General features: G+C 69.9%; 26 protein-coding genes. 10 read left to right on the top strand and 16 right to left on the bottom strand.

Going from position 1 to position 23626, the window contains the following annotated elements; all coding sequences use genetic code 11:
• The first annotated feature begins 24 nt into the window (after positions 1-24).
• On the top strand, positions 25-1287 hold the full coding sequence (locus EG812_RS15055; protein ID WP_126711869.1) for a glycosyltransferase 87 family protein: 1263 nt from the start codon (positions 25-27) through the stop codon (positions 1285-1287).
• A gap of 65 nt (positions 1288-1352) precedes the next feature.
• A complete protein-coding gene (locus tag EG812_RS15050; RefSeq protein ID WP_013731600.1) occupies positions 1353-1565 on the top strand; it encodes an exodeoxyribonuclease VII small subunit in 213 nt (70 codons plus the stop codon).
• A gap of 55 nt (positions 1566-1620) precedes the next feature.
• On the opposite strand, the gene EG812_RS15045 is transcribed toward EG812_RS15050, so the two are convergent.
• From EG812_RS15045 to EG812_RS15035, 3 genes are all read right to left on the bottom strand, one after another.
• On the bottom strand, positions 1621-2457 hold the full coding sequence (locus tag EG812_RS15045) for a hypothetical protein (protein WP_126711868.1): 837 nt from the start codon (positions 2455-2457) through the stop codon (positions 1621-1623).
• A gap of 172 nt (positions 2458-2629) precedes the next feature.
• The gene (locus EG812_RS15040; protein ID WP_043719697.1) at positions 2630-3433 is read right to left on the bottom strand and encodes a hypothetical protein; all 804 of its coding nucleotides are present in this window, start codon (positions 3431-3433) and stop codon (positions 2630-2632) included.
• A gap of 105 nt (positions 3434-3538) precedes the next feature.
• Positions 3539-4180 (bottom strand): DUF4245 domain-containing protein, encoded by a 642-nt coding sequence (locus EG812_RS15035; protein WP_126711867.1) that lies wholly within the window; start codon positions 4178-4180, stop codon positions 3539-3541.
• A 157-nt stretch (positions 4181-4337) separates the two neighbouring features.
• Here EG812_RS15035 and glpX point away from each other — a divergent pair, with 157 nt between their 5' ends.
• Positions 4338-5369, top strand: coding sequence for a class II fructose-bisphosphatase (gene glpX / locus EG812_RS15030; RefSeq protein ID WP_013731596.1), 1032 nt, complete (start codon positions 4338-4340; stop codon positions 5367-5369).
• Between the two features lie 82 nt (positions 5370-5451).
• Positions 5452-6441 (top strand): DMT family transporter, encoded by a 990-nt coding sequence (locus EG812_RS15025; RefSeq protein ID WP_126711924.1) that lies wholly within the window; start codon positions 5452-5454, stop codon positions 6439-6441.
• A 10-nt stretch (positions 6442-6451) separates the two neighbouring features.
• Here EG812_RS15025 and EG812_RS15020 read toward each other — a convergent pair whose 3' ends face one another.
• The 6 genes from EG812_RS15020 to EG812_RS14995 all read right to left on the bottom strand — a co-directional run bounded on the left by EG812_RS15020 (position 6452) and on the right by EG812_RS14995 (position 11208).
• Positions 6452-7105 carry a rhomboid family intramembrane serine protease gene (locus tag EG812_RS15020; protein ID WP_126711866.1) on the bottom strand — a complete coding sequence of 218 codons (654 nt, stop codon included), beginning with the start codon at positions 7103-7105 and terminating at the stop codon, positions 6452-6454.
• A 148-nt stretch (positions 7106-7253) separates the two neighbouring features.
• Positions 7254-7568: a YciI family protein gene (locus EG812_RS15015; RefSeq protein WP_013731592.1), complete on the bottom strand. Its 315-nt coding sequence runs from the start codon at positions 7566-7568 to the stop codon at positions 7254-7256.
• 184 nt (positions 7569-7752) lie between these two features.
• Positions 7753-8430: an aggregation-promoting factor C-terminal-like domain-containing protein gene (locus tag EG812_RS15010; protein ID WP_013731591.1), complete on the bottom strand. Its 678-nt coding sequence runs from the start codon at positions 8428-8430 to the stop codon at positions 7753-7755.
• A 286-nt stretch (positions 8431-8716) separates the two neighbouring features.
• A complete protein-coding gene (gene phoH2, locus EG812_RS15005; protein WP_013731590.1) occupies positions 8717-10132 on the bottom strand; it encodes an RNA 5'-3' helicase PhoH2 in 1416 nt (471 codons plus the stop codon).
• Positions 10133-10499: 367 nt separating this feature from the next.
• Positions 10500-10835: a hypothetical protein gene (locus tag EG812_RS15000; protein WP_013731589.1), complete on the bottom strand. Its 336-nt coding sequence runs from the start codon at positions 10833-10835 to the stop codon at positions 10500-10502.
• A 28-nt stretch (positions 10836-10863) separates the two neighbouring features.
• Positions 10864-11208: a hypothetical protein gene (locus EG812_RS14995; protein WP_013731588.1), complete on the bottom strand. Its 345-nt coding sequence runs from the start codon at positions 11206-11208 to the stop codon at positions 10864-10866.
• Between the two features lie 264 nt (positions 11209-11472).
• On the opposite strand from EG812_RS14995, the gene EG812_RS14990 reads away from it, so the two are divergent.
• The 3 genes from EG812_RS14990 (at position 11473) to otsB (ending at position 13321) form a co-directional block, all read left to right on the top strand.
• On the top strand, positions 11473-11916 hold the full coding sequence (locus EG812_RS14990; RefSeq protein ID WP_013731587.1) for a helix-turn-helix domain-containing protein: 444 nt from the start codon (positions 11473-11475) through the stop codon (positions 11914-11916).
• A gap of 159 nt (positions 11917-12075) precedes the next feature.
• Positions 12076-12429: a hypothetical protein gene (locus tag EG812_RS14985; RefSeq protein ID WP_013731586.1), complete on the top strand. Its 354-nt coding sequence runs from the start codon at positions 12076-12078 to the stop codon at positions 12427-12429.
• Between the two features lie 67 nt (positions 12430-12496).
• The gene (gene otsB / locus EG812_RS14980; protein ID WP_013731585.1) at positions 12497-13321 is read left to right on the top strand and encodes a trehalose-phosphatase; all 825 of its coding nucleotides are present in this window, start codon (positions 12497-12499) and stop codon (positions 13319-13321) included.
• 23 nt (positions 13322-13344) lie between these two features.
• On the opposite strand, the gene EG812_RS14975 is transcribed toward otsB, so the two are convergent.
• From EG812_RS14975 to EG812_RS14965, 3 genes are all read right to left on the bottom strand, one after another.
• Positions 13345-14115 carry an isoprenyl transferase gene (locus EG812_RS14975; RefSeq protein WP_013731584.1) on the bottom strand — a complete coding sequence of 257 codons (771 nt, stop codon included), beginning with the start codon at positions 14113-14115 and terminating at the stop codon, positions 13345-13347.
• A 90-nt stretch (positions 14116-14205) separates the two neighbouring features.
• Positions 14206-15057, bottom strand: coding sequence for a hypothetical protein (locus EG812_RS14970; protein WP_126711865.1), 852 nt, complete (start codon positions 15055-15057; stop codon positions 14206-14208).
• Between the two features lie 32 nt (positions 15058-15089).
• On the bottom strand, positions 15090-16940 hold the full coding sequence (locus EG812_RS14965; RefSeq protein WP_126711864.1) for a phosphoenolpyruvate carboxykinase (GTP): 1851 nt from the start codon (positions 16938-16940) through the stop codon (positions 15090-15092).
• A 417-nt stretch (positions 16941-17357) separates the two neighbouring features.
• Here EG812_RS14965 and EG812_RS14960 point away from each other — a divergent pair, with 417 nt between their 5' ends.
• The gene (locus tag EG812_RS14960) at positions 17358-17885 is read left to right on the top strand and encodes a GtrA family protein (RefSeq protein WP_013731581.1); all 528 of its coding nucleotides are present in this window, start codon (positions 17358-17360) and stop codon (positions 17883-17885) included.
• A 63-nt stretch (positions 17886-17948) separates the two neighbouring features.
• Positions 17949-18668 (top strand): GtrA family protein, encoded by a 720-nt coding sequence (locus EG812_RS14955; protein WP_013731580.1) that lies wholly within the window; start codon positions 17949-17951, stop codon positions 18666-18668.
• A gap of 58 nt (positions 18669-18726) precedes the next feature.
• Here EG812_RS14955 and EG812_RS14950 read toward each other — a convergent pair whose 3' ends face one another.
• Positions 18727-19284: a PH domain-containing protein gene (locus tag EG812_RS14950; RefSeq protein WP_013731579.1), complete on the bottom strand. Its 558-nt coding sequence runs from the start codon at positions 19282-19284 to the stop codon at positions 18727-18729.
• 209 nt (positions 19285-19493) lie between these two features.
• Positions 19494-20378, bottom strand: coding sequence for a biotin--[acetyl-CoA-carboxylase] ligase (locus tag EG812_RS14945; protein ID WP_013731578.1), 885 nt, complete (start codon positions 20376-20378; stop codon positions 19494-19496).
• 67 nt (positions 20379-20445) lie between these two features.
• Between EG812_RS14945 and EG812_RS14940 the strand changes: the two genes are divergently transcribed.
• Entirely contained in the window at positions 20446-22029 is a 1584-nt protein-coding gene (locus EG812_RS14940) for an acyl-CoA carboxylase subunit beta (RefSeq protein ID WP_013731577.1), read from the top strand.
• A 182-nt stretch (positions 22030-22211) separates the two neighbouring features.
• On the opposite strand, the gene EG812_RS14935 is transcribed toward EG812_RS14940, so the two are convergent.
• Together EG812_RS14935 and EG812_RS14930 are read right to left on the bottom strand one after the other, a co-directional pair.
• The gene (locus tag EG812_RS14935) at positions 22212-23063 is read right to left on the bottom strand and encodes a hypothetical protein (RefSeq protein ID WP_126711863.1); all 852 of its coding nucleotides are present in this window, start codon (positions 23061-23063) and stop codon (positions 22212-22214) included.
• Entirely contained in the window at positions 23056-23556 is a 501-nt protein-coding gene (locus tag EG812_RS14930; protein ID WP_013731575.1) for a SigE family RNA polymerase sigma factor, read from the bottom strand. The genes EG812_RS14935 and EG812_RS14930 overlap by 8 nt, the downstream gene beginning before the upstream one ends.
• Positions 23557-23626: the final 70 nt, after the last annotated feature.

The raw sequence follows: 23626 nt of genomic DNA, 5'->3' as shown, positions 1-23626 counted from the left end.
CCCCACCCTCCGAAGGGAGTTGCTGTGCTCGACAGGATGGCCAAGCTCTCCGGCGGGCCGGCCACGGGCTTCGGTCGAATTCTCGTGCCGCTGATGTGGGTGGCGGTCTTCGTCGCGGCGGCCGCACAGGCGTGGGCGGGCCTGAGCCGGCCCTGGGCGGACCGGCTCAGCGACCTGCAGGTCTACATCGGCGGTGTCAGGACCTGGCTGGCGGGCGACAGCCTCTACGATTTCGCCGCAGCCGGCACCGGTGCCCCCTTCACCTACCCGCCGCTTGCCGGGCTCCTCTTCCTGCCGCTCGGCCACCTGAACACCACGGCGGTGATGGTCGGGTGGACGATCCTCACGGTTGCCGCGGTGGTGGCCATCGCAAAGATCACAGCAGGCGCCGCCGCCCGCACCTGGGGGCTCCGCAAGAAGGTGGCCGTGCCGGCTGTCGCCCTGCTCCTCTTCCTCTCCGCGCCCGTCAGCAGCAACCTGCGATTCGGGCAGATCAGCATCTTCCTGGTCCTGTTCGTGCTGGTCGACGCGGTGAAGGTGGTTCCCGAGCGGTACCGGGGGGTGGCCACCGGGCTCGCCGCCGCGCTGAAGCTGACACCACTGATCTTCATCCCGTACCTCTGGCTGGCCGGACAACGGGCGGCCGCCGTGAAGGCGCTCGGCACGTTCGTGGTCGCCACCCTGCTCGGCTGGCTGGTTCTGTTCGACGAGTCGGTGCGCTACTGGACGAAGGAACTGCTGGACGTCGAGCGGGTCGGCAACATCGCCACCGGCGGGAACCAGTCACTCAACGGAGCGCTGCTCCGGCTGGACCTGCCCGACTCGATCCGCTCCGGCACCGTCCTCCTGCTCGGCGGCGTCATCGTCGTGATCGCCCTGGTGCGGGCCACCCGGCTGTCCCGGCGGGAGAACCTGCTGGCCGCGACGCTGATCGTCGGCGCCGCAGGTCTGGTCTTCTCTCCGGTCTCCTGGACCCATCACCAGGTCTGGCTGGTGCTGGCCGCCGTCCTGCCGATCAGTGTCGCGGTCTGGAAGCGTCGGGCGTGGGCCGTGCTGGTGGCGATCGTGATGATCGCACCGGTGACCTCGATCGGCGCCGGGCTGCCGGGCGGCGTGGTGTGGGGTAACGCCCGGCTTGTCCTGGCCGTGGCGATCGCGTGCCTCGTGCCGTTCATCGGGCGCGAGCGCGGCGACGACGCGCAGCCCGGCGGGGAAACGAATCCGACGGACGAGTCGGGCGCCGTTCCCGGTCAGCGCCCCGTAGGCTCCCAGACGCTCTCTCGGTGATCACCGACAGAGGCACCGCGGGTCAGGAAGCCGACGGTGTCGGCCACGGTCAAGGAGATGCTCCGATGAGCGAGCAGACGAAGGACGTACCGCTCAACTACGAACAGGCCCGCGCCGAACTCGCGTCGGTGGTGGAACGGCTGGAGGCCGGCGGCACGTCGCTGGAGGAGTCGCTGGCGCTCTGGGAGCGGGGTGAGGAACTCGCGGTTATCTGCCAGCGTTGGCTCGACGGGGCCCGTGCCCGCATCGACGCCACCCGGCAGGACCCCACCGGCTGAACGCCGCACACGCACGACGCGGCGGGGGCACCTGACCCCCGCCGCGCGATCTGGCTCAGCTGAACAGGTTGTACAGCTCCGGCGGGGCCTCGACGACCTGGTCGGCCGGAGGCTTCTGCGCGGCGGTCGCGTTGCCGTAGTCGCTGTACGTCACCCGGATCTCCTGGGCCGCCGTTTCACCCGTGCCGGGAACCTGGAGGACCAGCTCGGTGAGCCGGCCCTGCGCGTCGGTGGTGGCGGTGAACGGCACCGAGTTCGCCTGCGCGCCGAGTGCCGTGATCATGCTCTGGTCGAGCGATCCGGCCTCGGCGGCCTTCGACAGGTCGATGGTGCCGGCGTACGCCCCGTCGCCGGTACGGCGTACCTCGGTGACGGCCTGGGTGAGCACCGCGCTGCCGGCCGGGTCGACCTTCTCGAAGTCGAAGCCGAGGTTGCGGTTGCCCTGGATGCGGGTCTGGTCGAGGTGCTGGTACTTGCCGAGGCTGAGCTTGTCCCGCCCCGGGACGCTGGACGCGGCCGCGCCCTGAAGATCCAGCTTGACCCAGCTGTCCGGCTTGGCGTGAATGAGGTCGAGGGTCATCGCGAGGTCGTCGGTCGGTTCGCCGATGTTCACCCGCATCTGGGCGCTCTGGCTCGGCTGGTGCACCTGCCCCTCGGCGGTGGAGCCGACACCGGACATCCGGAACCGGAAGTTGCCGTTGCTGATCTCCCGGGTCGAGTCCAGCAACGCCTGCTTGGCTTCGGCGTCACCTGCCGCACCGCTCGCGGTGGCGCTGGCGGTGGCGGACGGCGTACCGGTGGGCCCGGCCGTGCTGTCGCCGGTGCAGGCGGCGACTCCGGGCGTAAGCAACGCGGCGGCCATCAGGCCGGCGCTCAGTCGTCGTACGGTCATCGGTGTCTCCCAGCAGGGTCACCCGACGCATCTCGCGCGCCGGAGCTGTCTTCCTCTGTTCCCTGCCGGCCCGTCGGGCAATCACCTCGGCTGCCGCCACCCGCCGGTGGGCGGAGAACGCCGAACGGGGGCGGAACGAATCCGCCCCCGTTCGGGTGATGACCGGTCAGACCTACTTGAACATCTCGTACGTCTGCTCGTTGGCCTCGACGACCTGGTCCGCCGGCGGCTTCTGGGCGGCCTTGGCCGCGCCGTAGTCGGCGTACTTGATCGTGACGTCCTGCGCCTTGGTGTCACCGGCGGCGGGGACGGAGATGACCAGCTCGATCAGCCGCCCCTGATCGTCGAGCTTCGCGGTGAACGGGATCTGCTTGGCCTGGTCGCCCAGCGCCTTGATCACGTCCTCGTCGGCGGCGACCGAGTCCGTCGCCGCGGTCATGTCGACCTTGCCGCTGTACGTGCCCGGCCCGGTCTCCTGCACATCCGACAGCCCCTTGAACATCTCGGCCGCGTTGGCCGGGTCGCTGCCGTCCTTGAGCATGTCGAGGTTCTTGGCGTCGCCGGCCTTGGCGGCGTCGATGTACTGGTACTTGTCCTTCATCTCCGCCATGCCCGGCAGCCCGGCGAGCAGCTCGCCCAGGTCCATCTTCACCCAGGTCTCGGAGTCGATCTGGATGACGTCGAACTCCATGGTGAAGGTCTCGTCACCGGCCTTCATGGCCATCTGAGCGCTGTTGCTCGGCTTGTGGATGCTGCCACTGCCGTTGATCGACTCGGAGGCGACGGTGAAGGAGAAGTTGCCCTCGGCCAGCCCCTTGGTGGAGGCGACAAGTGCCTCCTTCGGGTCCTTCGGGACGGCGGCAGCGGAGGAGCCCGACGCGGTGGACGAGTCGGTGGCGCCGGAGTTGCAGGCGGCCACGCCGGGAACGAGCAGCGCGGCAGCGACAACGCCCACGCTCCAGCGTCGAATGTTCACAGACAATCTCTTCTCAAACTCGGAAAACCGGACGGGTCAGATCCGTCCGACAAACGAACGACCGGGAGCGTAACGGATCGGAGGGACATTTCGGGGACCATAAATTCAGTCCACCGCGCTGGCCATCTCCCGCAGCTCGTTGTCCCGGGCGTCGCCGATCACGATCACGGTGCGTTCCGGCTGGAGCAGCACGAGTGCCTGCTCGTTGCCCCGCGCGGTGTACCGCTGCCAGGTGCCGCCGCCGAGATCGGCCTGCCCCTGCGGCTGTCCCCGTTCGGTCAGCTCGGTGGGGAGCAACTGCTCCGGCGGCACGTTGCTCTGCACCAACTGCAGGCCGCGCCCTTCCGGAGTGACATATCCCACCCGTAGGGTGGCCCCGCCCTCGACCGCGCGGTACGAGGCCCGCACGGTCCGCCAGCCCTCGCCCAGCCCGGACGGCTCGCTCACCGGGAACTCCGCAGCCGCCCGCGCCTGTTCGAAAGCGGGTGTCGGGTCGACGGAGGTCGGCTGGTCACCACCGAGGAAACCCCGGTAGAAGGCGAGCAGCAGGGCGATCGGGACCAGCAGCACCAGCAGCGAAATCGCCATGTCACGCGGCGAGCGGGTGGAGGCCGGCTTCGCGGCACCCGCCGACGGGCCCGGCAAGGGCTGCGGGATGCCCGGGCCACCGCTGCGATCGGCGGTCGGCCGGTCATCACCCGGTGTCTGGTCTGCGGGTTCGCGGTCGGCATGCTGTGCGGGTTCCACCCCGCCATTCTGGCAGTTGCCCGACCGGCGGTATCCGGCCCATCACCGCCCCGCCCCGGCTCCGCGTCCGCCATCGTGTGAGGATCAGGAACGAAGCCGGCAGCTGCCCACCGTCGGCCCGGTCAACCCCGCACCGCCGCGAGGAGGAGCCGTTCAGATGACGACCACCAGGACCCGTACCCCACAAGACCTCGACCGCAACCTCGCTCTCGACCTCGTCCGGGTCACCGAGGCCGCAGCGATGGCTGCCGGCCGGTGGGTCGGTCGGGGCGACAAGGAGGGCGGCGACGGCGCCGCCGTCGACGCGATGCGCAAGCTGATCAACTCGATCCCGATGCGCGGGATCGTGGTGATCGGCGAAGGCGAGAAGGACAACGCGCCGATGCTCTTCAACGGGGAAGAGGTCGGTGACGGCACCGGACCCGAGGTGGACGTCGCAGTCGACCCGATCGACGGCACCACGCTGATGAGCAAGGGGATGCCGAACGCCCTGGCGGTGCTCGCGGTCGCCGAGCGGGGTGCGATGTTCGACCCGAGTGCGGTCTTCTACATGGAGAAACTCGCCGTCGGGCCGGCCTACGCCGACGTCGTCGACATCAACGCCGGTGTCGCCGAGAACCTGCGCCGGATCGCCAAGGTCAAGGGCACCAGCGTCTCCGAGGTGACGGTCTGTGTCCTCGACCGGTCCCGCCACGACGGCCTGGTCGACGACATCCGCCGGGCGGGTGCCGGCATTCGCTTCATCTCCGACGGCGACATCGCCGGCGCCATCGCCGCCGCCCGTGGGGAGTCCGACGTCGACGTCCTGATGGGCATCGGCGGCACCCCCGAGGGGATCACCGCCGCCTGCGCGCTGAAGTGCATGGGCGGGATGATGCAGGCCAAGCTCTGGCCCCAGGACGAGGCCGAACGGGAGAAGGCGCTGGCTGCCGGGCACGACCTGGACCGGGTGCTCACCACCGACGACCTGGTCACCGGCGACAACTGCTTCTTCGTGGCCACCGGCGTCACCTCCGGCGACCTGCTGCGCGGGGTGCGCTACCGGGCCGGCGGGGCGTACACCCAGTCGATCGTCATGCGCTCGAAGAGCGGCACGATCCGGGTGATCGACTCGTACCACCGGTTGGAGAAGTTGGCGCTCTACTCGGCTGTCGACTTCGACGGCCGGCCGCTGGCCGAGCAGGCGTGAGCGGGTACGGCGAGCGGACCTTCAGGCACGGTGGCCGGCCGCCTCGTACCGCCGTCGGGCGGAGCGAGGCGGCGGCGTGAGCATGGCCGGTACGGCGCCCCGGACGGCGAGGTCGGCGGGACGCCGGGTCGGCGCGGTGGCACTGGCGGCCGTCGCCGGCATGGCGGTGGCCGTCCAGTCGCGCATCAACGGCGAGTTGGGCGTACGCCTCGACGACGGCCTCGCCGCGGCGACCATCTCCTTCGGGGTGGGCCTGCTGCTGCTGTTGGTGCTGGTGCCCGCCACCCGTAGCGGGCGGCAGGGGCTAAGCGCGCTGCGCGCCGCCCTGAGCACGGGCACCATCCGCCCGTGGCAGTGCATCGGCGGGGCGTGTGGCGCGCTGCTGGTGTTCACGCAGGGAGCCACCGTCGGCACCCTCGGCGTGGCCGTGTTCACGGTGGCGGTGGTCGCCGGCCAGTCGGCGAGCAGCCTGGTGGTCGACCGGGCGGGCGTCGGCCCGGGCGGACGCCAGCCGGTGACCGGCGCCCGGCTGGCCGGCGCGCTGCTGACTGTGGCGGCGGTGCTGCTGGCCGTCGGTGGCCGGGGACTGGAGCCGGCTGCCCTCGGGCTGACCCTGCTGCCGCTGGTCGCCGGGGTCGCGGTCGCCTGGCAGCAGGCGGTGAACGGTTGGGTCCGGGTGGTCTCCGGCAGCACGTTGACCGCGACGGGGGTGAACTTCGCCGCCGGAACGAGTGTCCTGCTTGTCGCGTTCGCCGTCAGCGTCGTGGTGCGCGGGGCACCCTCCGGTGCCCTGCCGACGGAACCGTGGCTCTACCTGGGCGGGCTGGTCGGCGTGATGTTCATCGCGATCGCCGCGTCGGTGGTCCGCCTCATCGGCGTACTCGTGCTCGGGCTGGCGACCATCGCCGGTCAGGTCATCGGTGCGGTACTGCTCGACGTGCTGCTTCCGACGGCCGCGTCGCAGCCGGGCCTGAGAACCGTCCTCGGCGCGCTGCTCACCCTGGTCGCCGTCGCCGTGGCCACGCTGGGCAGCCGACTCCGCGTGCCGCCCAGCCGCCGACGGCCGTCCTGAGGCGTACGACTCAGGGCATGGTCATCGGCGACGTCGAGCCGTACGGATCGTCCAACTCGGGCCGGCGGCGACGGAAGATGATCGCCGCCACGATGCCGCCCAGCAGGCCGAACAGATGGCCCTGCCAGGAGATCCGTTCGTCGGTCGGCAGGACGCCCGCCAGCTGGCCGCCGTAGAGGAGGCCGACCAGCAGGAAGACGGCGAAGTTCCACCAGCTCCGCTCGAAGATGCCCCGGGTCAGCAGGATGCCGAGATAACCGAAGATGACCCCGCTCGCCCCGACGACGATCGTGTTGGGCGACCCGGTGAACCAGACGCCCAGGCCACTGGCCAGCACGATCACCAGCGTGGACCAGAGGAACCGTCGGGCACCGGCGGCCAGTACGAAGGTGCCGAGGAGGATCAGCGGGATGCTGTTGCTGTAGAGATGCTCGAAGCCGTGATGCAGGAACGGTGAGAAGAAGACACCGTCCAGCCCTTCGATGCGCTGCGGGATGATGCCGGCCGCGGCGTCGAAGCCGGCGCCGAGCCACTGGTCGAGGCCCTCGATCAGGAAGAGCACCGGCACCACGGCGCACATGGCGACGAAGGCACGGCCGATGGACGAGTAGAAGGCCTCGGTGCCGAACCGGTGCGGGTCGCCGTTGACAGGGTGCAGGCTCACCCGTCAACAGCTATCAGCAAACGCCGGCAGCCGCCACTTCCGGTCGCCCCGGATCCACGCCGGCAGCGCGTCCACCTGGTCGGTGACGCTGCCTGAGACGGTGAGGAAGTGCGCCACGGGTAGCCGGCCGCAGCGGCTACCCGCGCTCTCACCGGGGCTGGACCTGGTGGTACGGGTGCGTGGTCATGGTGAGCTGGCCGCCGATGACGGCCGGATCGGTCGCGGTCAGATCGGCCGCCTTGCCTGGCGGCAGGGCGAGGACCAGGGCACCGACGAGATCACCGGTCAGTCGCTCGTCATGCCGCCAGATCGGACCGGCGACCACGGCCGTGCCGGCGTCGACCTGGCGCCTGATCCAGGCGAAGTGGCCTGCCGCATTGCGCTGGGCTGCCAACGGCTGGGAGTGGTCCCAGCCCGGACCGGGGTGCACCAGGACGAGACTGGTGGTGGGAAGTTGATCCATCAGGTCAGGATGACAGCACCGGCAGGCGGCCACCCACAGCGTACGGCGCTCGTCGGTCCGACGCGGCCCGGACAGATCCGCATCGGGCCCAACTCCCGGGGGTACGCCCCATCCCCCTGGCTCGATCAACGCACATCGGCGGGAACCAGGAGTCCGTCATCGTTCCCGCCGATGCGTTGACCGGTCAGTACCAGCCGGTGTTCTGCGAGTGGTTCCAGGCGCTGCACGGGGTGCCGTAGCGACCCTTGATGTAGCCCAGTCCCCACTTGATCTGCGTGACGGGGTTGGTCTCCCAGTCCGAGCCGACCGTGGCCATCTTGTTGCCCGGGCGCGCCTGCGGGATGCCGTGTGCCCCGGAGGAGTTGTTGTGCGCCCGGGGGTTCCAGCCGCTCTCCTTGGTCCAGAGCTTGTCCAGACAGGGGAACTGATCGATCTTGAAGCCAGCGTCGATCATGAGGGCGCAGCCGGTCTTCCGGTTCCCGCTGTACTCCGCGCAGGACGCCGGGATCGGCCCGTCGTACGGCTTGAGGGCCCGGGCCCGAGCGGCGGCCTCCTTGGCGGCCTTTTCCTCGGCGGCCTTCTTGCGTGCCGCCTCTTCGGCCTTGCGGGCCTTCTCGGCGGCGGCGCGGGCCCGCTTCCGGGTCTCGACGGCCTGCTGGCGAGCGGCCCGCACCTGGCGGGAGACCTGCTGCTCCTGCCGGTAGTCGACGTCGATCTGGGTGACACTGCCGGCCACCTGCGCGCCCGGATCCGGGCGCGGCGTCTGGCGGTCATCGCTGAGGTAGAAGCCGCCGGCAACGCCCCCGGAGAGCAGCACGACAGCAACGCCACGGGCGGCGAACCGGCTCCACAGCCGACTCACGTGGTGATCCCTTCGTCGGGGTCAGGGACGCGGAGCGACCGACCCACTGGGCCGAAGCACACCGCGAGCGCCCGCGACCGGCTCTGCCGGTCGCCGTAGCCACACCGCGTCGTGTCTGGTGACTGTCCGCTCCCTGGTGGGAGTGGCGGACCGCCACCATTGATACCCGCGGTGCGTGGGCGCCCGTTGGACACCATCGCGCACAGTGAGGCCGATGGGAAACGACCAGCCTCAATTGTGACGTGCGTCACTCAAAAAATGGGTGGGAACACGCCCTAAAGGCTCATCATTGCGGGATGTCCTCCAGCAGATCGGTCACCATCGCCGCGATCGGAGATCGCTCCGAACGGCTGAGCGTGACATGCGCGAAGAGCTGATGACCCTTCAGCGCCTCGATCACAGCGGTGACGCCGTCGTGCCGACCGACCCGCAGGTTGTCCCGCTGCGCGACGTCGTGGGTGAGCACCACCCGGGATCCCTGACCGATCCGGGAGAGCACCGTCAGCAGGACGCCACGCTCCAGTGACTGCGCCTCGTCGACGATGACGAAGGCGTCGTGCAGGCTCCGCCCGCGGATGTGGGTCAGCGGCAGCACCTCCAGTAGACCCCGCGAGGTGACCTCCTCCAGCACGTTCTCGTGCACCACCGCGCCGAGCGTGTCGAAGACCGCCTGTGCCCAGGGCGACATCTTCTCCGACTCGGAGCCCGGCAGGTAGCCGAGTTCCTGGCCGCCGACGGCGTACAGCGGGCGGAAGACGATCACCTTCTTGTGCCGGCGGCGTTCCATCACCGCCTCCAGCCCGGCGCAGAGCGCCAGGGCCGACTTGCCGGTGCCGGCCCGGCCACCGAGCGAGACGATGCCGATCGACTCGTCGAGCAGCAGATCGAGTGCGATCCGCTGCTCGGCGGAGCGGCCGTGCACGCCGAACGCCTCCCGGTCACCACGGACCAGTCGGACGGTCTTGTCCGGCAGCACCCGACCGAGGGCCGACCCCCGGGTGGAGTGCAACACCAGCCCGGTGTGACACGGCAGGCCGGCAGCGGCGTCCACGTCGATGCTCTCCCCGCCGTAGAGCCGGCCGATGTCCTCCTCGGCCAGATCCAGTTCGGCCATCCCCGTCCAGGTCGGATCGCTCGCCTGGCCGTGCCGGTACTCGTCGGCCCGTAGCCCGACCGAGGCGGCCTTGACCCGCAGCGGCATGTCCTTGCTGACAAGCGTCACCTGCCGCCCTTCGGCGGCGAGATTCAGCGCGACGGAGAGGATCCGGGCATCGTTTGACTCGTTGCGGAAGCCCGGTGGCAGCACGCCGTCGTCGGTGTGGTTGAGCTCCACCCGCAGCGTGCCACCGTCGTCGTTGGCGGGCACCGGACGGTCCAGCCGCCCGTGACGTACGCGCAGCTCGTCCAACATGCGCAGCGATTTCCGGGCGAACCAGCCCAGCTCGGGATGGTGTCGCTTGCCCTCCAATTCGGAGATCACCACCAGCGGCAGAACCACCTCGTGCTCGGCGAAGCGGTGGAACGCCGCCGGGTCGCTGAGCAGGACGGAGGTGTCCAGGACGAAGGATTGCCCCGCTGGTCGGGGCTCCCTGGTGTCGGCCGACGCGGTAGCCGCGGTGCGGCGGCTCCGGGTGGTGCGGCGGGTCGTGGCAGTCGCGGCCGGGCTCTGGTCGGCCCCGGCGGTCGTACGGCGAGTGGTCACAGGCCTGCTCCGGCGGATGGGCACCCGGCCACCCGCGGTCCGCCTCCTCCGGTGCCCGACGGACACGGGGTCGGATGCGGGCCCCGTGCGCGAGGTCGCAGGCCGGGCGGGCCGGCTGGCTCGGGACAATCCCGCGCCATGCCTAGACGCTAGCTCCCCGCACCCGTCCCGGCTAGAGCATGATTCAGAACGTCCACCGGCGACGAGCCTGCGCCGGGCGGGGTGAACCGGCCGGGATGCATGCCCCCTGCGCGCACCCCGGCCGGTGGGACCACCGCCACCGGTCTGGCCGTGATCCCGCGCGGCACCCGCCCGATCGAGCGGTACGCCGCGTTTCTGGACGGGCCCGCGAGCCCGTCGACCGGTCTCAGCCGGTTCGTCGCACGAGGGTGCCGGTCGGGTGCCGCCCGGTTACCGAGGCGGTCGGCGTCGTGAACGACGATCCGGTGTACGTGGTGCCGGGCTGAGCCACGGCGGCCGGCACCCGGGCGTTGGCCGGCCCGGTGACCGCCAGGGCGGTGGCGATCGCGGCCTGGGCGTCGCGCCGCCGGCGGTTCCAGGCGCCACGATCACCGTCGAAGTAGCCCTGCCGATAGCCGAAGCGGTAGCCGATGCGGTAGCTGAGCTGCCCGTGCAGCCGTCCGGCCGCGTAGCTCGTCGCCGCGAGCACGAGCACCAGGAAGATCGCGAGGAAGGGACTCATCCGGCCGCTCCGGTGCCTCGCACGTTGCTCATCGTTCCTCCGGCTCGACGGTGGTCGGGTCGGTCATCAGCAGGCGGTCGAGGTCGTCGGTGCCGACCTCCTCGACCAGCTCGACGCTGATCCGGCAGCCGTCCAGGACCACTTCGGCCACCGACGACCGGCGGATCTCGCCACCGGCGTCGTAGACCCGGACGCTCAGTTCCGGGCAGCCGAGGTGGGTCCGCCAGGCGTTCCACTCGGTCCGGTCGCCGACACTGAGCGAGAGGTAGCGACAGCCCCGGGCCAGGTAAAGACGCCAGGGCGCGCTGAGCCCTGCGGCGACACCCTCCGCGATCAGGCCGAAGGCCTGCGCACGGGTTGCGAGTTCGGTCACCGCACCTCCCGCGCATCGGGCGCGTGACGCAGGTGAGCACTTATCGTCTCATGCACGTGACACACCGTAGGTTGTCCCATGGGCGTGACAGTATCAGCTTTTCGTGCGTTTGCCCCCGCACCTACGTACATCTATCCTGCCCAGGTGACACCCCTCAGGAAGAATGTCGGCACCCTGATTGACCAGTCAGCATCGGCGTCACGTAAGCGTGACAAAGGCGTGCCGAGGACGCCTACTCAGGTCCAACGGTCGTACGGTCACGAGGTGACCGAGACCGCCAATGCACGGAAGATCGCTTTCGCCACCTTCGTCCGACGGGCCCTCGACGAGGCCCGTGCCACCCGGGCATGGAGCGGCACCGAGGTCTCCCGGCGTACCGGCGTCTCACGGCAGACGATCAACCGCTGGGTACGCGGCGACTGGGCCAGCGACCCCGAGGCCGAGCGGGTGGTGGCGTTCTGCGAAGGCCTCGGCCTCGACCCGACGCCGGCCTTCGCGGCACTCGGCTGGGATCGGACCTCCGCCCGACACCGGTCCACCTCGACGCCCCCGCCGATGGACCCCGACGTCGAGGCGCTGCTCCGCCGACTGGTCGACCCCGACGTCTCGGACGCGGAGAAGTTCCACATCAGAGAAACCATCCGCTACCTCGCATACCGGCCGACCCTGCCGACAGGTGTCCGAAAGCGAGGGGAAGCTGCCAGCTAGTTCTCAGATGGCGAAAGAACAGCAGGTCAGCCTCATTCGTTTCGCTTCGGGGCGGGATCGGGCACGCTAGCGTCCGTATCTGTACTGCTTGGGCTCGTCGTCGGCGGGGGGACGGGACAAGGCCGAACCCAGCCCTGCGGGACAGAAGGAGGGTCTTTCATGACCCTGAAATGGTCGGCAGTCGTGGTCGCGACAGTCTCGGTGACACTCTGCGTCACCGGCAACGCGGTGACCCTGGCCCTCGACGGCGGGCAGCTTCCGCTGCTCGTCAACCTCGTCGCGCTCGTCGCCGCGAGCACCGCGATCGTCCTGGCTGTGATCGCTGAGCTGCACGAGCGGCTCAACGACCGGGTCACCGCGCTCACCGAGTTCCTGGTCGAGCGGCTCCGGGAGATCGAGGCGCACACCGGCGACCGCAACGCCGGATTCGTGGAGGGTTACCTGCTCAGTCACGGTCAGGAGGCGGCCGTATTGCCGTTCGGTCGCCGAGGACGGGGAGCCGCCGAACGCTGAGCGCAAGGGCCGAACGAGCCGACTCGGGCCAGGATTGATCGCCAGAAGCCGGGGTACGCTGTGGCGCGTGCCACCGTTGAATCTGGGCGACCAACAGCCGAAGATCCCGTTGAATGCCGACCAGGCCTGGCGAATCACCGCCGACCGGGCCGGCGAGACCGTGCTCTTCTTCGACTTCGACGGCACACTCGCGCCGGTCGCCGACGACCCGACAAAAGTGCAGCCCGCGCCGAAGGTGCTGGCCGCTATCGAGGCGCTGGCCCCGGTGGTACGGCGGATCGCGATCGTCTCCGCCCGGCCCGTCGAGTTCCTGCGGGAGCACTTCGACGGGCTGAGCGGCGTGGACCTCTACGGCCTGTACGGCCTGGAGCACAGCCACTCCGGCGGCGAGACGGTCACCGAGCCGGCCGCCCTGCCCTTCGTGCCCACCATGAGCGAGCTGGCCGACCTGGCCCGGGCCGAGCTACCCGCACAGGCCCTGGTGGAGTACAAGCGGCTGTCGGTGGCCCTGCACTGGCGTACCGCGCCGCAGCTGGCGGACACGGTCGAACAGTGGGGTCGGGCCCAGGCCGAACGCCTCGGGCTGCGGGTGCAGATCGGCCGGATGGTGCTGGAGGTCAAGCCGCCGGTCGACCGGGACAAGGGCATGGTCATCGACGAACTGGTGCAGGACGCGGGTGGTGCCTGGTACTTCGGCGACGACGTCTCCGACATCAAGGCGTTCGCCGCGCTGCGGGCCCGTGCCGCCGCCGATGCCGACTTCATGGGAGTCTGCGTCGCCGTCGCCAACCCGGAGACCGGTGCCGAGGTCGCCGAGGCCGCCGACCTGACCATCGACTCGCCGGCCGCCCTGGGTGACTTCCTCACCGAGGCCACCCACCACCTGACCTGACGGCCCGCGAAGGGCCGACCCGCTCAGGCCCCGAAGCGGCGCTGACGGGTGGCGTACGAGCGCAGTGCGCGGAGGAAGTCGACCCGGCGGAAGTCCGGCCAGTTGAGTTCGCAGAAGTAGAACTCCGAGTGTGCCGACTGCCAGAGCATGAAGCCGGACAGCCGCTGCTCCCCGCTGGTCCGGATGATCAGATCCGGGTCCGGCAGGCCTCGGGTGTAGAGGTGCTCCGAAATGTCGTCGACGTCGAGGGAACCGGCCAGTTCCTCAAGCGTGCCGCCGTTGGCCGCGTGCTCCAGCAGCAGCGAGCGGACCGCATCGGCGATCTCCCGGCGGCCCCCGTACCCGACGGCGATGTTGACCTGAGCGCCGCCGCTGCGGTCCCGGGTCCGCTCCTCGGCGGCCTTGAGCGCGGCGGCGTGGTGCGCCGGCAGCACGTCGAGCGCGCCCACCATCCGCAGCCGCCAGGGGTTGCCCGCCTCGGCCAGCTCGGTGGTCAGATCTTCGATGATCTGGAGCAGCGGGTCCAGTTCCGCCGCGGGGCGGGAGAGATTGTCGGTGGAGAGCAGCCAGAGCGTCACGTGGCCCACCCCGGCGGCGTCACACCACCGCAGCAGCTCCTTGATCCGCTCGGCACCCATCCGATGCCCGTCGTTCGGGTCGACGAACCCCATCTCCCGGGCCCACCTGCGGTTACCGTCGCACATCACGCCCACGTGGCGGGGCACCGGACGGCCCGCGAGCTTGGCCGTCAGCCGCCGCTCGTAGACGGAGTAGAGAAGTTTCCGCAGAGTCATCACTTGCAGAGTAGCGAGCCCGCGCGCAGGAGAGCGTGCCGGTGGCAGATACCGCACCGAGCGGCCGAGACCCGGTCGAATCGCCCCAGCTCAGGACGCGGGCGCGGCGGTGGAGGCACGGCGTACGCCGTAGAGGGCGAGGATCGCCGCAGCGACAAGCGGCGTGCCGTCGCGGATCAGGCCATCCACTCCGAGTAACCACCAGCACAGCGGAAGGTCCACCGCGAGCACGATCACGGTGATCACCACGAGCAGGATGCCCGCCCAGCGCTTGCCGCGCATCAGGAACGCGGTGCAGAACAGCACCAGGTAGCTGGTCGCGATCCCCGCCGCCAACCAGAACAGCACCGCAGGCAGGGCGAACGGCCGGCCGTCGAGGATCTCCGCGACGGCCACCAGCGCCGGTACGAGCATCAGCGGGCTGTAGGTGAACGCGGCGACCCGGCTGGTCAGCAGCCAGGCGTTGGCCTCCGGTCGACGTGGTGGCGTTTCCCGCCAGAAGATGCCGGAGCGCTCGATGACCAGGCGGGGCCGGTGCCGCACCAGATGGCCGGCGATGGCCGGGGAGCGGTACAGCAGCCAGACCACGGCGACGCACAGCGCGGTGAGCAGGGCGAACCCGAGCAGACCGGGCAGCGGTGGCACGCCGTGCCGGGGCACGATCAGCCGCCCGACCGCGAAGACGGTCGTGACGGCGAGGATCAGGCCGAGCGGTCGGGCCACCGTACGCCCTCGTCGTACGTGACCGATCAGCAGCAGGAAGCCGATCGACCGCAGCATCGCCCAGCCGGTGCGTACCGCCAGCCCGAATCCCTGCTCCGGGGCGTACCACCAGTTGAGCACCTCGACCACGACGGTGGCCGCAGCGGTCACGGCGAGCAGCACGGTCATGGCCCGGACGGCGGACGGCCGCCGGACCTCGGTCTCGGCGGCCGTCCTCATGGGATCCGATGATGCCTCGGATCCGGCGTCGATCACACCCCGCGCGGCGACTGTTCCGCGTCGAGTCGGGCCCGCAGGGCGTCCAGCTCGGCCCAGAGCACACCGGGCAGCTTGTCACCGAACTTCTCGAACCACTCGGTGACCATCGGCAGCTCGTTGCGCCACTCGTCCGGGTCGACCTTGAGGGCGATCCGGACGTCCTCCGGAGTCATGTCCAGGCCCTCGACGTCGAGGGAGTCCAGCGTCGGGACCATGCCGATCGGCGTCTCGACGGCCTCCGCCCGACCCTCGATCCGCTCGATGACCCACTTGAGCACCCGGGAGTTCTCGCCGAATCCGGGCCACAGGAAGTTGCCGTCGGGGTCCTTGCGGAACCAGTTGACGTAGTAGACCTTGGGCAGCTTCGACTCGTCGCCGTTGGCGCCCTTGCCCATCTCGATCCAGTGCCGGAAGTAGTCGCCACCGTGGTAGCCGATGAACGGCAGCATCGCCATCGGGTCACGACGGACCACACCGACCGCGCCGGAGGCGGCGGCGGTGGTCTCCGAAGAGAGGGTGGCGCCCATGTAGACACCGTGCACCCAGTCCCGGGCCTCGGTCACCAGCGGTACGGTGTCCCGCCGCCGGCCACCGAACAGGATCGCGTCGATCGGTACGCCGTTGGGGTCGTAGTAGTCCTCGGCGAGAATCGGGCACTGGGCGATCGGGGTGCAGAACCGGCTGTTCGCGTGCGAGGAGAGGCTCTCGCTCTCCGGCGTCCAGTCGTTGCCCTTCCAGTCGATCAGGTGCGCCGGCGGCTCGCCCATGCCCTCCCACCAGATGTCACCGTCGTCGGTCAGCGCGACGTTGGTGAAGATGGAGTTGCCCTTGTCCAGGGTCCGCATGGCGTTGGCGTTGGTCTTCCAGTCGGTGCCGGGTGCCACGCCGAACAGGCCGAACTCCGGGTTGACCGCGTAGAGGCGACCGTCCGGGCCGAACCGCATCCAGGCGATGTCGTCACCGATGGTCTCGACCTTCCAGCCCGGGATGGTCGGCTCCAGCATGGCCAGGTTGGTCTTGCCGCAGGCCGACGGGAAGGCGCCGGCGATGTGGTAGACCTTGCCCTCCGGCGAGGTGATCTTGAGGATCAGCATGTGCTCGGCGAGCCAGCCCTCGTCGCGCCCCATCACGCTGGCGATCCGCAGCGAGTAGCACTTCTTGCCGAGCAGCGAGTTGCCGCCGTAGCCGGAGCCGTAAGACCAGATCTCCCGGGTCTCCGGGAAGTGCGAGATGTACTTGGTCTCGTTGCACGGCCAGGCCACGTCCTGCTGACCGGGGGCCAGCGGGGCGCCGATCGAGTGCAGAGCGCGGACGAAGTCCGCGTCGTCACCCATCGCCTCCAGGATCTTGGCACCCATCCGGGTCATGATCCGCATGGAGGCGACCACGTACGGGCTGTCGGTGATCTCGACACCGAACATGGGCTTCTCGGCCTCGACCGGACCCATCACGAACGGAATGACGTACATCGTGCGACCGCGCATCGAACCGCGGTACAGATCGGTCATCGTCCGCTTCATCTCGGCCGGCGCCATCCAGTTGTTGGTCGGGCCGGCGTCCGCTTCGTCCACGGAGCAGATGAACGTCCGCTCCTCGACCCGGGCGACGTCCGTCGGGTCGGTCCGGGCATAGAACGAGTTCGGTTTCTTCTCGGGATTGAGCCGGATGAGGGTGCCGGCCTCGACCAGTTCATCGGTGAGGCGACGCCATTCCTGATCGGACCCGTCAACCCAGACCACCTGGTCAGGGGTGGTCAGTTCAGCGACCTCACGGACCCAGGCGAGCAGTTTGGGGTGGGACGTCGGGGCCTGATCGATACCCCGAACGGTGGCCGGAGCAACCATGACACTTCTCCTTGTGGTCGACGCTGACCGGTCTATTGGAGTGCACGAGTCTTGGCGCGCGATGTGCGTCGCCTTCGTGGAAACCTGGGATTGGGCTCAGCGTAAACCGACGGACCTCCACAGTCAGTGGGACTGGTTGTGAAGAACTGCACAAGGTACGGGCACGCTGCCGCTTCACGGCCCTTTACCCGCTTTCGCGCGCAGTTTCACGCAAATCTTGCGGTGAACCTCTATCAGGGCCACCCGGCGTAGCCGCTTTGGCACCTGCTGGGAGGTAGCGGGAATCAACTCCGGATTGAACTGGTCCGGTTACGCTCCGTTCGTGCCCGTCCGCACCGCCGCGCCACTGGACACCGCAAGCCGCCGCTGCCCGCCTGCGGGGCCGCCAACCGGTACGCTCGCACGGTGGCCGCCACGATGACCGGAGAGCCAGGCTCCCGGCAGACCCGACGGGGTCTGATCCACTCCCTGCGGGACCGTTTCGGTCACCTCGTGCGCGAGATGAGCAAGTTCGCCACCGTGGGCGGAGTGGCCTTTCTCATCGACTTCGCCCTGTTCAACTACCTGATCGGCCCCGCCCGGGTGGAACAGATCACGGCGAAGACGATCGCCACGGTGATCGCGGCCACGTTCGCGTTCCTGGGCAACCGGTTCTGGACGTGGCGGCACCGCAAGCGCTCCCACCCGGCCCGCGAGTACGCGCTGTTCTTCTTCTTCAACGCGGTGGGCCTGGGCATCGCGGTGGCCTGCCTGGCCATCAGCCGCTACGGCCTGGGCGGCATCTGGCCGGAGGTCTTCCAGACCCGACTGGCCGACAACATCGCCAGCTTCGTGGTGGGCACCGGCCTCGGGACGCTGTTCCGATTCTGGTCGTACCGACGGTTCGTCTTCGTGGATACGGGAACTCCTGTCGCCGCGGAAGTTGACCGGGACCGCGGGGCGTGACCTCCCGCCCACCCGTACGGCCGGAGCCTGCCGGCCCGAGCCCACTGCCCTAAGGTGTTACGCATGCCTCTTGTCCGTCTGCTGCCTGAGCGCTGGCAGAAGTTCATCCATGAGGCGCTCAAATTCGGCCTGGTCGGTGGCATCAACACCGTCATCAATTATGCGGTGTTCAACGCCCTCGCCCTGACGATTTTTGTCGATGGTCAGCTGAAAGCGACGGTGATCGCCACGGTGGTGGCGACAATCACGTCATATCTGATGAATCGGCACTGGACGTACCGAGATCGCCCTAAATCGGCCATGCAGCGGGAATACGCCCTTTTCTTCCTGTTCAACGGGGCGGGCCTGCTGATCGAACTCGGTGTCCTCGCCGCCGCGAAGTACGGCCTGGGCATGACCAGCCTGTTGGCGCTGAATGTGGCCAAGACCGGTGGTGTGGTGTTGGCGACGCTGTTCCGCTTCTGGTCGTACCGCACCTTCGTCTTCCAACCTGCCGCGCCCGCCGAGGCCAAGCCGGCCTGGCAGGGTCTGCCCCGCGACGAGTGGGACACGATGGCCGGAATGGACCCGGTGGCCGAACTCGCCGAGTCCGTCACCGAGTTGGAGGAAGAGGAACCACCCGCCACCCGGCCGCCGAGCCTGACGCCTCGGCCGCTCCAACCCCGCGCCGCGGCCCTGAGCAACGAGGCCGAGCTCACCGCCGCGCTGGACAAGGAGCTGGAGGCCGAGCTGGCGGCAGAACTCCAGCCCGCCCCGGCGCACCGCCGCTTCCGGCGCCGCTGATCCTCTTGTACGCCCGAGAGCGCCCGCCAGGCATGGCGGGCGCTCTCGCTGCGTCAGCTCAGAGGCCGGACTTGTTGTCGCGTTCGGCGAGGATCTCGCGCAGTTCCCCGTCGCCCAACGAGTGCTTGTCGTGGAACGCCTCGACCAGCTCGTAGAGCTTGGTCTGGACTCGGTCGACCTTCGGCACGTCGGGCAGCACCGACTGGCCCCGCTCGCCTGCCGACTCGATGGTGAGCGTGCCGTAGCCCAGCAGCCGCCCGACGAACTGCTGGTTCATCGAATGGTCGTTGACCCGGCTGAGCGGGATGTCCCGCCTCTCCCGGGAGAAGACCCCGTGCTGGAGCACCACCCGCTCGTTGGTGAACAGATAGTGCGTGGTGCGCCAGACGATGTACGGCCACACACCCAGCACCAGTACGGCCAGCACCGCCAGCCCGCCGATCACGGCGAGGGTGATGGAGCCACCTCCACCGGAGGGTAGGAACACCAGACCGACCACCACCGCGGCGATGGCGAGCACCAGCACCGCCACCGGCCGGATCAGAGCCTTCCAGTGCGGACGCAGGTGCAGCACGACGTGCTCGTCCTCGGTGAGCACGTCTTCGGGGAACGCCACGGATACCTCCTCGCAGAACCGGACGCGCAGACGTTAACCCCCCACCCCCACTCCGCCACATCCACCACGCGGCCACCCTCCCCACCCCGTCCACCCACACCTCGCCGATCTCGCACTTCCGGTCACCCTTACACCCCGCTATGCACCTTTCGCCCCGACCAGAACCGCAAGATCGCCGGGCCGAGAGAGGGGCGCGCGAGGGGCGGGGGTTAGCGGAGGTGGAGGAGGTCGGCGGCGGGGAGGGAGTGGGTGGTGGGGGTGGGGTGGGGGGTGGTGAGGAGGAGGTGGCCTTCGCCGGTGATGGTGGTGGCGGTGCCGGTGAGTTCGGTGCCGTCGGGGAGGAGGGCGCGGACCTCGCGGCCGACCGTGGCGCAGACCTTCAGGTACGCCTCGCGCAGGCCACTGGCGGTCGCGTCGCCGCCGGCAGCCCGCCAGCGGGCGTACCAGTCGGCGAGTGAGCGGAGCAGGGCGCGCAGGAGTGGGTCCCGGTCGGTGGCCGTCGCGCCGGCCAGTTGCAGCGAGGTGGCCCGCAGGCCGGTCGGGTTCTCCGGCAGCTCGTCGGCGCGCAGTGTGACGTTCAGTCCGATGCCCAGCACGACGGCGGGCGGGTCACCGAACTCGGGGCCGGGCACTGCCTCGGCGAGGATGCCGGCGCACTTCGCCCCGTCGATCAGCAGGTCGTTCGGCCACTTCAGGCTGGCGTCCAGCTCGGCCAGCCGACCGACCGCCTCCACCAGCGCCACTCCGGCCAGCAACGGCAGCCAGCCGTACCCCGACGGTGGTGCGGGTTGCCAGTCGCGGTCCGGCACCGCCTCCCCGGGCCGCAGCAGCACGCTCGTCGCGATGCCGGCGCGCGGCGGCGACTGCCAGGTCCGGCCGCGCCGCCCCCGGCCGGCGGTCTGCCGCTCGGCCACCACGACCAGGCCCTCCGGCTCGCCGTCGCGGGCCGCCTCGGCAACATCGGCGTTGGTCGAGCCCGTTTCGGCGCGCAACTCCAACCGCGCCCACGGACCGTACGGCGCGACCAACGCCCGGCGCAGCCGCGCCGCCGACAGCGGCGGACGGTCCAGATCGGTGTACGGCGAGCCCGGCATCCCGTCAGCCTACGGTTTACCCCTCCTGCCGAGCGCCGCTGACCTGAACCATCGTTATATTCCCTGGGTGACTACCGAGACCGGCAGCAACCTGCACAGCACCGCCGGCAAGCTGGCGGACCTGGCGCGACGGGTCGACGAGGCGGTGCACGCCGGGTCGACCCGAGCCGTGGAGAAGCAGCACGCCAGGGGCAAGAAGACCGCCCGTGAGCGGATCGACCTCCTGCTCGACGAGGGTTCCTTCGTCGAGTTGGACGAGTTCGCCCGGCACCGGTCCACCAACTTCGGCCTCGACCGCACCCGCCCGTACGGCGACGGTGTGATCACCGGCTACGGCACCATCGACGGCCGGCAGGTCTGCGTCTTCGCGCAGGACTTCACGGTCTTCGGTGGCTCCCTGGGCGAGGTCTTCGGCGAGAAGATCGTCAAGGTGATGGACCTCGCCATGAAGATCGGCTGCCCGGTCATCGGCATCAACGACTCCGGTGGCGCCCGCATCCAGGAGGGCGTCGTCTCCCTCGGCCTCTACGGCGAGATCTTCTTCCGCAACGTACGCGCCAGCGGCGTCATCCCGCAGATCTCGCTGATCATGGGTCCGTGCGCGGGCGGCGCGGTCTACTCCCCCGCGGTCACCGACTTCACCGTGATGGTCGACCAGACCTCGCACATGTTCATCACCGGCCCCGACGTCATCAAGACGGTCACCGGTGAGGACGTCGGCATGGAGGAGCTGGGCGGGGCCCGCACCCACAACAGCCGCAGCGGCAACGCGCACTACCTCGCCACCGACGAGGACGACGCCATCGACTACGTCAAGGCGCTGCTGTCCCACCTGCCGTCCAACAACCTGGACGAGCCGCCGGTCTTCCCCGTCGACGCGGACCTGGCCGTCACCGACGCCGACCGGGAACTGGACACCCTGATCCCGGACTCGGCCAACCAGCCGTACGACATGCACCGGGTGCTCGAACACGTGCTCGACGACGGGGAGTTCCTGGAGGTCCAGCCGCTCTACGCACAGAACATGGTGGTCGGCTTCGGTCGGGTCGAGGGTCGGCCGGTCGGTGTGGTGGCCAACCAGCCGATGCACTTCGCCGGCACGCTGGACATCGCGGCCAGCGAGAAGGCGGCCCGGTTCGTGCGTACCTGCGACGCCTTCAACATCCCCGTGCTGACCTTCGTGGACGTGCCCGGCTTCCTGCCCGGCACCGGCCAGGAGTGGGACGGCATCATCCGCCGGGGCGCCAAGCTCATCTACGCGTACGCCGAGGCCACCGTGCCGAAGGTCACCGTGATCACCCGCAAGGCGTACGGCGGGGCGTACGACGTGATGGGCTCCAAGCACCTGGGGGCCGACCTCAACTTCGCCTGGCCGACCGCGCAGATCGCGGTGATGGGCGCCCAGGGCGCGGTGAACATCCTCTACCGGCAGGAGTTGGCCGCCGCCGAGGACCCGGCCGCCGTCCGCGCCGAGAAGATCGCCGAGTACGAGGACACTCTCGCCAACCCGTACGTGGCCGCCGAACGCGGGTACGTCGACGCGGTCATCCCGCCGCACGAGACCCGTACCCAGATCGTCCGGGCCCTGCGCGTACTCCGCACCAAGCGAGAGACCCTCCCCCCGAAAAAGCACGGCAACATCCCCCTCTGACAGCCCTCCCCCTCCCCCGCCCCACGCCCCACGCCCCACGCCCACGCCCGCGCCCACGCCCACGCCCACGCCCGCGATCTTGCAGTTTGGGTCGCCTTTCTGCGGCTTCTGCCCCTTATGCGGGGACCAAAAGTGCAAGATCGCGGGCCGAGTGGGGTGGGGTGGGGGTGGGGGTGGGGGGGTCAGCAGGTGGGGTTGGAGGCTAGGCAGAGGCGTTGGGCGGCGATGGTGGCGACGCGGCGTAGTTCCGGGTCGGGGGCGTCGCGGTTGAGGGTCAGCACCGTGATGAGGTCGCCGACGCGCAGGACGGCGGTGGTGTCGGGGGGTGCGGGTTCCCGGGTCGCGCCGGTGTCCAGGTTGCGGGTTGCCGTGATGGTGTGCCGGATCAGCATCGCCTCGTCGCCGGCGAAGTCGCGGTCGGTCACCTCCCATCGGTGGTCCGCCTCGGCTCGCGCGATGCGGTCCCCCCACAGGACATCGCCGGCCGATCGCCAGTTCGCGCATGGTGCGAGCATCTCGTCGAGTCGGCTGAAGAAGCCGGCGACCCGCTCCGGTGCGATCCGGTAGACGTCCTGACTGAGCAGCACGTCGGCCGGCTGCCGGGCACCGTCCGCGCTCGCCCGCAGCAGGGTCTGCGAACGCGAGTACCGCGACGGCTCCCAGTAAGCCGCCCGCCCCTGCTCCTCCAGGCAGACCGGCAGCAACTTGTCGATCTGCACCAGCTCGCCGACGCCCGCCTGACCGAGCGGCGGATCGGTCATCGCGGTCAGATCCGTCGGCTGCACCAGTACCTCGTGGGGAATCTCCACGTGTGCCGACTGCGAGCTCTGCGGCGGAGCGACGGCCGGCGGCCCCCCGAGACGCAGCCCCGCGATCACCGGCCCAGCGGCCAGGACCAGCACTGCGGTCGCCGTACCGACCATGGCCCGGCGTCGCCGTCGGCGGGCCCGCTCACGCAGCACCGCAGGTTCCGGCCAGCGTACGTCCCGCAGGTCGTTCTGGAGTCGCTCGACGAACGTCATCTCGTCACGCACCGGGTGCCTCCTCCAGGTCAGAGACGGCGAGCAGTCCGGCGAGCGCGGTACGCCCCCGGGAAAGGCGGGCCTTGACCGTGCCGACCGGGGCCGAGGTCTGCCGCGCCACCTCGGCGACAGGCAGGCCGACCAGGTAGTACAGCGCGATCGCGACCCGCTGCTCCTCGGGCAGACGACGCAGGGCGGCGACCACCTCGACGGTTTCCGTGCCCGGCGCGGGGACGCTCTCCACCGCGCCGTGCCGCAGGTACGCCCGAGCCCGGCTACGCAGACTGCGCCACCGGCTCACCGCGAGCCGGCTCGCCACCACCCGTACCCACGCCTCCGGGTCGTCGTAGTGCCGCACCGTGGACCACCGTTGCCAGGCTCGGACGTACGCCTCCTGAACGGCGTCCTGGGCTTCGGCGAGGTCACCGGTGAGCACGTAGACGAAGCCGAGCAACCGTTGTCGGCTGCCCCGGTAGAAATCGTCGAACCCGTCGACGTCCGGCACCTGCCACCTCCCTGCGGGTCGTAGAGGACACGCACCAGGGGGTGGGTGCGGTTGCCGCCGGACCCGAACC

The organism is Verrucosispora sp. FIM060022, from assembly GCF_003977705.1.
GTDB lineage: Bacteria > Actinomycetota > Actinomycetes > Mycobacteriales > Micromonosporaceae > Micromonospora > Micromonospora gifhornensis.
The sequence above is the reverse complement of the archived record's forward strand: the minus strand, read 5'-3'. Positions and strand labels throughout refer to the sequence as shown.